Below are 9,850 nucleotides of genomic sequence, written 5' to 3'. Positions count from 1 at the left end.
CTTCAGATTCCACCTCACGGTGGACACCCTTGTCTTAAGCTAACGGTTAGCACTATCGGCCCCCGTATCGGACTTTCACCGACGAGTAAACGCCCATGCCGGGCACACTAAGAAAACCTCGGACTAATTAATTGGTCCGGGGTTAAATTAAATCTATTTTTTTAAAACATCTCTAATGACGTTATACTTTTCATCATTACTTTCAACAAATCCTTCTATAGGTGATTTTATATTGACAGTACCAACATATTCAATAAATGATTTCTTCAACTTCTCACAGAACTCTTTTGATAATTTTTTACTTGTTGCTATAGCATCCTTTGGTATATCTTGTGTTTTTGCAAGTATCCTAAACTGGTCTATATCAACTCCATGCTTAGAAGCATTTTCCAAAGCCTCATTGTAAGTTGCACCAGCATCCACTTCATTTAATAATACAGCTTTTATTACATTGTCATGGCTGCCCATATAAGATGTTCTACTAAATATTTTATCAGGATTCATACCTTCATTTTTAATTATACTCCTTGCATAAAGATATCCAGAAGCACTTTTCTCATCAACATAACCAAAACTTTTCCCTTTTAAATCAGCCAAGTTATTAATACCACTATCCTTTCTAGTTATTATGTACCCGTTGTAAGAAACCTTGCCATTGACTTTAGGCGATACAAGTGGCTCTATTCCAAGTTTTTCATGTGCATTAACATATGCAAAAGGCGAAAACCACGCAACATCAATAGTCTCTTCTTGTATACCTAAACTTAATGCTTCATAATCCTTTACTATAATAGTTCTCACTTTGTAACCTATTTTATTAAATACGCTACTTAAAATTGGAACATACATATTTTTTATATCTTCAGGTGATGTAAATGGATTTATTCCAAATATAATCTCATCTTTATCTTTATTTTTTGCAGTTAATTTCTGAACCCCACTAGCCATATCTGAAAGTTTAGTACAATAATTTAAAAGTTCAACATTCTTATCCTTTTGAGCTGTTATTGTATTAATGGTATCATAGGTTACTTGATGTGTACTTTCCACCGCATATGCCACATTTGATATTGCCTGCTCGATTTCGTGTGAGGTGGAAACTTGAGTCGTTGATATTTCCTTTATTTCGTTAATTGAAGTATTCAAACTAATTAATACATTTTGAATTTCCACAATTACATTCTCTGATTTTTTAGCTGAACTTTCAATATCATTGCTCCTTACAACACATTTATCAATAGCATGGTTAGATTTTTGAACTTCATTTAATATCTGTCCAACAATTTGTTCAATTTCCATTACAAATTTACTAGTACTCTCAGAAAGTCTTCTTATTTCATTTGCTACTACAGAAAATCCCTTTCCTGCATCCCCTGCTCTTGCAGCCTCTATACTTGCATTTAATGCAAGTAGATTAGTTTGTGATGAAATTTTTTTTATGTTATCAACAAACTTGCTAATATCCTTAGATGAAATATTTAAATCCGCATTTATACTTGATGTAAGTTTAATTCCATCTGTTAAATCCATAAGAAGAGATGATATCCCACTAATAGTGCTTCTGTTTTCACTTAACATTTTAATTGATTTACTAGAACTTTCTTTAATCGTCATAATATTACTTTTAAGTTTATCCGAAACCCCAATAAACTCATTTATTCCTGCATTTATTTCTTCTGTGCTTGCTACATTTTCTTCACTAAGTTCTGCCACTTTACTCGATTGTTTCACTATTTGGTTAAATACAGTTACGTTTTCTTCTGAATGCCAGGTCAAACGCTTAATATCAAAGTCCATAGTCTCAAGCAATTCAAATAATTCATCATTAATATTATCAGTTTTTTTTACTTCAACTGTACTAGTCTTTTTAAGCTTTATAAAATTTAATACAATAAAAATTATTATTGTGTCCATCACACAAGTTATTATAAATGTTTTATTTCTTCCCACTTCAGTAAAATATAAAATTAAATTTAATAAGATAAACACAATAGAAGATACAAAAAATACTTTCTTTTTAACTTTTTCCATATCTACACCCCTTTTCTTTATTAATATTACATATAAATATTGAAATTTTAAAACAAAAACACCCAATTGTACATATTGGATGTTTTTATTTTATAAAAGCATTCTATAAGAATTCTTTTATTAGTATTTATTGAAATTTTAAAAGAAATTTAACCAAACATAGTAACTGCTGCTAATGCTCCTACTAAACCACCACAAATTGGAGCTACTACTGGTATCCATGCATATCGCCAATTAGAATCACCTTTACCGGCTATTGGTAATATTGCATGAGCAATTCTTGGTCCTAAGTCTCTTGCGGGATTAATAGCATACCCAGTTGGACCACCCAAACTTAAACCTATTACTAAAATTACAAATGCTGCAATAAGTGGACCAAATCCAGGAGCTGATTTTGTTTGAGCAACTCCTAGTAAAGCAAATACTAATACGAATGTTCCTATAAATTCTGATAAAAAGTTTGCTGGTGTATTTTTAATTCTAGGTGCAGTGCAAAATATAGCAAGTTTTCCAACTTTGTTATCTGTAGCTGCCCAATGAGGGTAATACATAAGCCATACAAGAACTCCACCTACTATTCCTCCAAGCATCTCAGCTACGATATAGCCAGGTACAACTGACCAGGATAAACTACCAATAGCAGCGAGAGCTATAGTAAGTGCAGGATTAAATGAAGCACCACTAGCTGTTCCAAAGATGTAAGCTGGAATACCAACTGCAAATGCCCAACCAAAAGTTATAACTATCCAGCCACCATCATGTCCATTTGTATCATTTAAAACTACATTTGCAACTACACCATCACCAAGAAGAATGAGTAGTGCTGTTCCGAAAAACTCTGCATAATATGGTAACATAATATTTTCCCCCTCTATATAATTTACTTATTTATTTCAGAAGTAAAATACATTTTGTATTCTCCCTCTGTTAAATACACCTTAGTTCTAAAAATCAAACATTATTTTCTTCCCAATCCCTCGATCTTCCAACAGCTTTATGCCATCCTTTTAAAAGTTCTACTCTCTTTTCTTCTCCCATTTTTGACTCAAAAGATCTTGAAAGCGCCCAATTTTTCGAAATTTCTTCTTGATCCTTCCAGTATCCAACTGCGAGGCCCGCTAAATATGCAGCACCTAGAGCTGTTGTTTCAATTACTTCTGGTCTATCAACTTGAACATCTAATATATCCGACTGAAATTGCATTAAGAAATTATTAGCACATGCACCACCATCAACTTTTAAAGCTTTAAGAGTTATACCTGAATCTTCTTGCATAGCTTTTAACACATCATTTGTTTGATAAGCAAGCGACTCAAGTGCTGCCCTTATAAAGTGCTCTTTCTTAGTTCCACGAGTTAATCCAACTATTGTTCCTCTTGCATACGGATCCCAATAAGGTGCACCAAGTCCAACAAAAGCTGGAACCATATATACACCATCTGTATCTTCAACAGCTGTAGCATATTCTTCAGATTCAGGTGCACTCTTAATCATTCTTAATTCGTCCCTTAACCACTGAATAGCAGCTCCTGCAACAAATACACTTCCCTCAAGAGCATAGTTAACTTTGCCATCAATACCATAAGCTATGGTTGTAAGTAACCCATTATGTGATTCAACTGCTTTTTCACCAGTATTCATTAATAAGAAACAACCAGTACCATAAGTATTTTTAGCTGTTCCAGCTTCATAACAAGTTTGGCCAAATAATGCAGCTTGTTGATCCCCCGCTGCGCCAGCTATAGCTATAGGAGAACCAAATATTGAATTGTCGGTATATCCATAAACACAGCTAGATGGTTTTACTTCTGCAAGCATCGATTTAGGTATGTCTAAAGTTTTAAGTATTTCATCATCCCATTTTAGATCATGTATGTTGTATAACATTGTTCTAGAAGCATTTGTATAATCTGTTACATGCACTTTACCAGCTGTTAATTTCCAAATTAGCCATGTATCTACAGTACCAAATATCAAATTGCCTTTGTCAGCTTCTTCTCTTGCTCCAGCAACATTATCAAGTATCCATTTAACTTTAGTTCCAGAAAAATAAGCATCAAGGATAAGTCCAGTTTTGTCTCTTACTACTTCATCAAAACCTGTAGTTTTTAATTTATCACATATACCAGCAGTTCTTCTACACTGCCATACAATCGCATTATAAACAGGAATTCCAGTGTGTTTATTCCAAACAAGTGTGGTCTCTCTTTGATTAGTTATGCCAATAGCGGAAATATCTTTTGCTGTAACTCCGATTTGAGCCATTGCTTCTTGTGCCATACCTAATTGGGTAGCCCAAATTTCCATAGGATCATGCTCAACCCAACCTGGACTCGGATATATTTGCTTGAATTCTCTTTGAGCTACGCTAGCAATAAGTCCCTTCTTGTTAAACAAAATACATCTTGAGCTCGTTGTTCCTTGGTCTAGTGCCATTACATACTTTTCCATAAATTGTACACCCCTTTTATTTTAATGAAATCGTTTACTAGGCTTATATAGAAACACGATATCAATTAATTTAATATCATGAAATCTTTTTAATATAGATGGACTATATTGGTATTAATATATTACCAATTTAATATTTTATTACATTTATTTACACATTCTATTCTACAAAAAAGAGAACCTTGATAATAGGTATAAATACCCATACATCAAGGCTCTCTTTTCTCCGCCAATTTGTTATTTATTCATTTACTAAATTCTAACATAATAAATATCATAATACAAGCGTTTATTTAAACGTTTTCATAAATAATTATATTGAACGTTTAAATATAAGAAAACCCTCAACTAATTTATTAATTATTTGAGGGTTTCACTATTTATGATTTTAAACCATCTGCTAGTCCTTTGAAGAAATCTCCAATAGAAGTACACACACCTGCGAACCAACTTTTAGTCTTATCACTTTCTAATGTATTTTTCATTGTACTAGCTACACCTTCAAGTTGTCCTTTTACTTTGCTGTAATCCAAGTTTAATTTATTTACATTTGTCATTAATCCAACAATATTACTTACATCATCTTTAGACAGATTGTAATTGTAATCACTTGTTACATTATTTACTATTTTCGTTATACCTGCCTCATCCTTAGGTTTATCTTTTATAACTTCACTCTTTACTTCATTTATTAATCCCGCAGCTTTATCTTGTCCAATTTTTTCACCTAGTTCGCCTGTGACTGCGACCTCCTCATTAGCTGTTTTCTTTGTACTTTCATCTAATTTCTTACCGTCTTTGCTATTTTCGAATCCCTTTAGTATGCCCGTCATAGCTGCCGTACCTGATACATCAAATGGTGCAGAAACTTTAACATTAGCATTCTCAATTCCTGCTGTAATTAGGGCATTTTTTATCATATTAGCATTTACCCAAGTTACATTGTTTGTATTAACTACCAAACCACCAGTAGTTGTTGGCTCAATATATGAACATGATATGGACTTGTTACCTAATTGCTCTTTAGATACAGTATCTCCTAGATATTTCTTCTCCTCATTAGATGTAACTTCGACAACACTCGCACTATTCTTATCTACATCAAAGTACTTTAACATGTCTTGTTTCTGTTGATTCGTCAAATCGGCCCCTATAGTAACACTTTTATATGAGTCAGCGTATACATTGTTTATAGGTGTTGCAAACAAACTTGCTGCTGTTAAAATTACACCTAATACTAATTTCTTATTCATTTAACAAGACCTCCTTATATTGAATTTTAAATTATACTACATTTTATACTAACAAAGCTATTTTACAATAATAGTCCTTTAATTGAAGCTTGTAAACTTTAACTTAACCCATTTAAGTTATTATATTTTTTTCTAACAACATGATTAATGATGGATCTTGAATCATGCGGGGAATTTTGACTTGATTAAGTGAAGCACCACGTTTTAAGAGTTCTTGTTTCAGGATTTGAAACGTCCCTGTTTGAACGAAATGTATATCCACTTCGTTAATTCTCTTTGCATTAACCCCTGCACGATAACGAGGGTTAGCATCCCCCAAGCATTGTTCCAAAGTGCTTTTCATTTCTAGTGCTTTAGTTGCGCTGATTACTAGCTCGTTAATCTCTATATAAAAAAGATAATGCCCAACTACATCTTCTATTTTTAACGTAACAGTATAATCCTCTAATATAACTCCACTAGCTTTCGTAGTTTCGCCAAGAGCATACCTCACAGCCTGTTCTGATGTTTTTTCCGCTGCTAAGTTAAGTAGTTGTCCTTTACGATACATGAACTCAATCACGGGGCTTTGATGCGAATAATCAACTACTTTCACCACATCTCCCATTCGATACCTATAAAATCCAGAATAATTCGTAATGACTACTTCGTACATCTCTCCCACGTTTAACTCATCTAAATCAAAAGTTTTCGGATTCATATTATCAGATTTCTTAAGGGGTATAAACTCAAAATAAGCTGACCTTGGTGTAACAACATAACTTACGTCATTTACGTTAGTTGCCATTCCAATTAGTGCCTCTGTTGCTCCATACACCGCTGAAAAAACAGGCAAATCACCAATATAGTACCGCAGTCTATCCATATAAATACCAAAACTTCCACCTGCAACACACGATATATTACTAATCTTCGGCCACACTCTTTGTGCGATTGCTTTCATCCCTTTACTTAATTCTCGCTCCAAATCTTTTGCACGGATAGGCTCTGGCTTTAATTGCTTTTCTAGTTGTTCTCTTACTTCTACGTCCAATGTCAATCGTGAGGATATTGTCCCTTTAGTAATATCCTCAATAATCTCCACCCACTGTTTTTCTAACACACCAAAAAGCTGTACGATACTAGATGGAAAAGGAGAAGTAATATATGCCAAGTTCCGCTCTTTTAGTGCAAACAACAAATGTAGATAATTAGCCACTTGCTGATCTTTGATAGCTAGTACTTCAAGTGGAGAGGTCCAAAAGTAGTGGAGCATCTTTTTCATCGATTGCATACCACCAGAGGTCCCTGAACCGGAGGGGATTCCCACTGGAGTATTACCTGATTGCAACATATTCATAAGAAGTAAACCCTTGCCGCCCGTCCTTGCAGCAGGGAGAGCACTGGATAGTGACCCATGTTGAAGAAACATCATACTCATATTAATTATTTTTCTGGTTTTTGCCGTTGTGGGAATACGCTTTTGTTTACCTGTAGTTCCCGAACTTAATCCAAAATAATTAACCTCATCAGACGTAAGTACATTTTCAAGACCTGCAGCAATTTCCTCAATGTAGTTTTCGTAGTCGGGATAGCTTGTTAGCGGAACAATGCGTTTATAATCCACTGATGTCCGTATGCCTTCAAACTCATATAAAAGGCCATATACTGTCTTTGAATTTCCTTGTAGAATTTCCTGTAATACGCCCCGGTTAATGTCTCCTGCTTTGATTGTGTCTTTAACAAACTTCTTATAAAAAAAATCAGAACCTATAGCATAGAATTGATTAATTACCCACTCCAGTATATTCATACTTTATTACCCCTTTTTTATTAATTTAAACTGATATGATCTGATATAATATTCTCACTAGATTCCAATATGTTTTTTAACAATTCCAATCCCTCAAATATTTTCTGTATTTCTTCTTCCTTCTTAGTACTAAGTAATAGTGCTAAAAAAGAATTTACATTGCTATCCAAATTTCCATGTGTACGTTTAAAGTTATCACATAACTTTGCATATACTACTCTTTTATCCGCTTTGCTTCTTACCCTTTCAATTACTTCTTTTGCTTCGAGACGATCAAGAATTAGGGAAACAGCAGTAGGTGTTATCTTCAATTCTTCACTAAATTGACTAAGTTTTACCATTTCTTTCTTTGCTAGTATATTTACGACTGCTAGTTGTGTAACAGTTATTTCATATTTTGAAAAATATCTTTTTAATCCTTTATCCATCAAATTATTAACTTCTTTTAGTAATTCCATTATTTTTGTGCTATCATTCAATTTATTAGCCCCCTATATAAATTTTGCTTATAGTTAATATGTTAATAATTAATGCATTAACATTTAATATATTATCTATAATAACTTATGTAAATCATTAATGCAAGTAGTACCTAAAAATGATAAATTTTTGACAATATATTAGTTAATATGTGTACGATTTAAAACCTTTGTGTTAAAATTAAATGAAAAATATTTATATTATTAAATTATAAATCAAACAATAAAAATAAAATTTCTAAAAACAAAGGATGAGTTACATGAATATGAAAATTTTTAATAAGGATAACGTTGTGGATGTTTCATTTATTATTTTTGGAAGCTTCCTAGGATCTATTGGCGTTAATATGTTTTTAATACATTCCAAACTTCTAAGCGGAGGTACTACTGGCATAGCTCTCATTTTTCAATATTTATTCAAAGTACAAGCTGGGTACATAATACTACTACTAAATATTCCTTTATTCATCTTAAGCGCATTCAAACTCAATAAGAAGGTTACTATTTATTCTGTTATTGGTACAGTTACTTTATCTCTTTCTTTGATTTTTACACATCCTGTAGCTAACATTTTACATATAAATGATAATTTACTTTATTGTTTATATGGAGGAGTAGTTTGTGGACTTGGCTATGGTCTTGTATTTGCTCACAATGGCTCAACTGGTGGTCTCGATATAGTTTCAATGGTGATTAAAAAAAAGTATACAAATTTTAATATAGGTAAAATAAATTTTATTGTGAATTTATTAATTGTTTCAGTCAGTAGTTTTATATTTGGACTTCCTATTGCATTGTATACATTAATTGCTATGTTCATTACTTCTCTCGTACTTGATAATGTGGTAAAAGGCTTAGGTCAAAAGAAATTAGTATTTATTATTACTGAAAAAGAAGAAGAAATTGCAGATATAATAATGACACAATTACATAGAGGAGTTACTAATATTTATGCAGAAGGCGCTTATACTAAAAGTCAGAAGAAAATGCTTTACTGCATAATACCTCTATCGCAATTGCCCGAATTAAAAAGCATAGTTAAAACTCTTGACGAAAGGGCTTTTTTAACTATTGCCGATGCATCAGAGGTCGAAGGAAAGGGATATAGACACCTTATATAAACTGAATTAAATTTATTTGTAGAATATTTATACAATATTAAATATCCATAAGTTTACTTTGGATATGGACTATCCTAACCAACCTACAAGTACTCAGAACAATTTTTTATAGGAGATTGATAATATGTCAGAATCATTAATAACAAAAAAAGCCCTTGCTGTTTCTATTAAGCAGTTAATGGATACAGTTCCATTAGCTAAAATCTCAATACAAAAAATTTCAGACAGCTGTGGACTTAGTAGGAAAACATTTTATTATCATTTTAAAGATAAGTTTGACCTTGTAAATTGGATATATTATACTGAGGTTTCAGAAAGTATAGCTGATTGTAAGAATTATGGAAACTGGACTGAAGGTACTTATAGAACTTTATTATACCTAATGAAAAATAAATCCTTTTATATTAATGCACTTAATACTCCTGGTCAAAATGCATTTAGCGAATATTTTTTTGAATTTTGCTTTAAAATTATTATGAATGCTATTGATGATTTATCCATTGAAATGAACATTTTAGACAAAGACAAAAAATTTATTGCTGATTTTTATAGCCACGCTTTTGTAGGAACAACCAGTCAATGGATTAAACATGGCATGAAAGAATCACCCGAAATATTAGTTGATGGAATTAGAAATGTACTTGAAGGTACTATGCCTCATGCTTTGAATATGTATGCAAAATAAGGACAGTAGATGAGTCTTATTATTAAAGACTTATCTGC

The 9,850-nt window shown here is 32.4% G+C and carries 8 protein-coding genes; 2 read left to right on the top strand and 6 right to left on the bottom strand.

The window, feature by feature from the left end; translation table 11 throughout:
- Positions 1-153: 153 nt before the first annotated feature.
- The 6 genes from phnD to KPL37_RS15205 form a co-directional block, all read right to left on the bottom strand.
- Positions 154-2,031, bottom strand: coding sequence for a phosphate/phosphite/phosphonate ABC transporter substrate-binding protein (phnD, locus tag KPL37_RS15230; RefSeq protein WP_216150735.1), 1,878 nt, complete (start codon positions 2,029-2,031; stop codon positions 154-156).
- Between the two features lie 149 nt (positions 2,032-2,180).
- Complete coding sequence (locus tag KPL37_RS15225; RefSeq protein WP_216150734.1) at positions 2,181-2,888, bottom strand: MIP/aquaporin family protein; 708 nt, start codon at positions 2,886-2,888, stop codon at positions 2,181-2,183.
- A 94-nt stretch (positions 2,889-2,982) separates the two neighbouring features.
- Positions 2,983-4,482 (bottom strand): glycerol kinase GlpK, encoded by a 1,500-nt coding sequence (gene glpK, locus KPL37_RS15220; protein WP_216150732.1) that lies wholly within the window; start codon positions 4,480-4,482, stop codon positions 2,983-2,985.
- A 380-nt stretch (positions 4,483-4,862) separates the two neighbouring features.
- A complete protein-coding gene (locus KPL37_RS15215; protein ID WP_216150730.1) occupies positions 4,863-5,735 on the bottom strand; it encodes a DUF1002 domain-containing protein in 873 nt (290 codons plus the stop codon).
- Positions 5,736-5,847: 112 nt separating this feature from the next.
- Positions 5,848-7,527 carry a GH3 auxin-responsive promoter family protein gene (locus tag KPL37_RS15210; RefSeq protein ID WP_216150728.1) on the bottom strand — a complete coding sequence of 560 codons (1,680 nt, stop codon included), beginning with the start codon at positions 7,525-7,527 and terminating at the stop codon, positions 5,848-5,850.
- Between the two features lie 20 nt (positions 7,528-7,547).
- Positions 7,548-8,006: a MarR family winged helix-turn-helix transcriptional regulator gene (locus KPL37_RS15205; protein WP_216150726.1), complete on the bottom strand. Its 459-nt coding sequence runs from the start codon at positions 8,004-8,006 to the stop codon at positions 7,548-7,550.
- 260 nt (positions 8,007-8,266) lie between these two features.
- Between KPL37_RS15205 and KPL37_RS15200 the strand changes: the two genes are divergently transcribed.
- Both KPL37_RS15200 and dhaS read left to right on the top strand, forming a co-directional pair.
- Positions 8,267-9,127 (top strand): YitT family protein, encoded by an 861-nt coding sequence (locus KPL37_RS15200; RefSeq protein WP_216150725.1) that lies wholly within the window; start codon positions 8,267-8,269, stop codon positions 9,125-9,127.
- A gap of 124 nt (positions 9,128-9,251) precedes the next feature.
- Positions 9,252-9,812 carry a dihydroxyacetone kinase transcriptional activator DhaS gene (gene dhaS / locus KPL37_RS15195; RefSeq protein WP_216150724.1) on the top strand — a complete coding sequence of 187 codons (561 nt, stop codon included), beginning with the start codon at positions 9,252-9,254 and terminating at the stop codon, positions 9,810-9,812.
- The last annotated feature ends 38 nt before the right edge of the window (positions 9,813-9,850 follow it).

The organism is Clostridium frigoris (genome assembly GCF_018861865.1).
Lineage (GTDB): Bacteria > Bacillota > Clostridia > Clostridiales > Clostridiaceae > Clostridium_AD > Clostridium_AD frigoris.
This window is presented reverse-complemented; position numbering and strand designations above follow the sequence as displayed.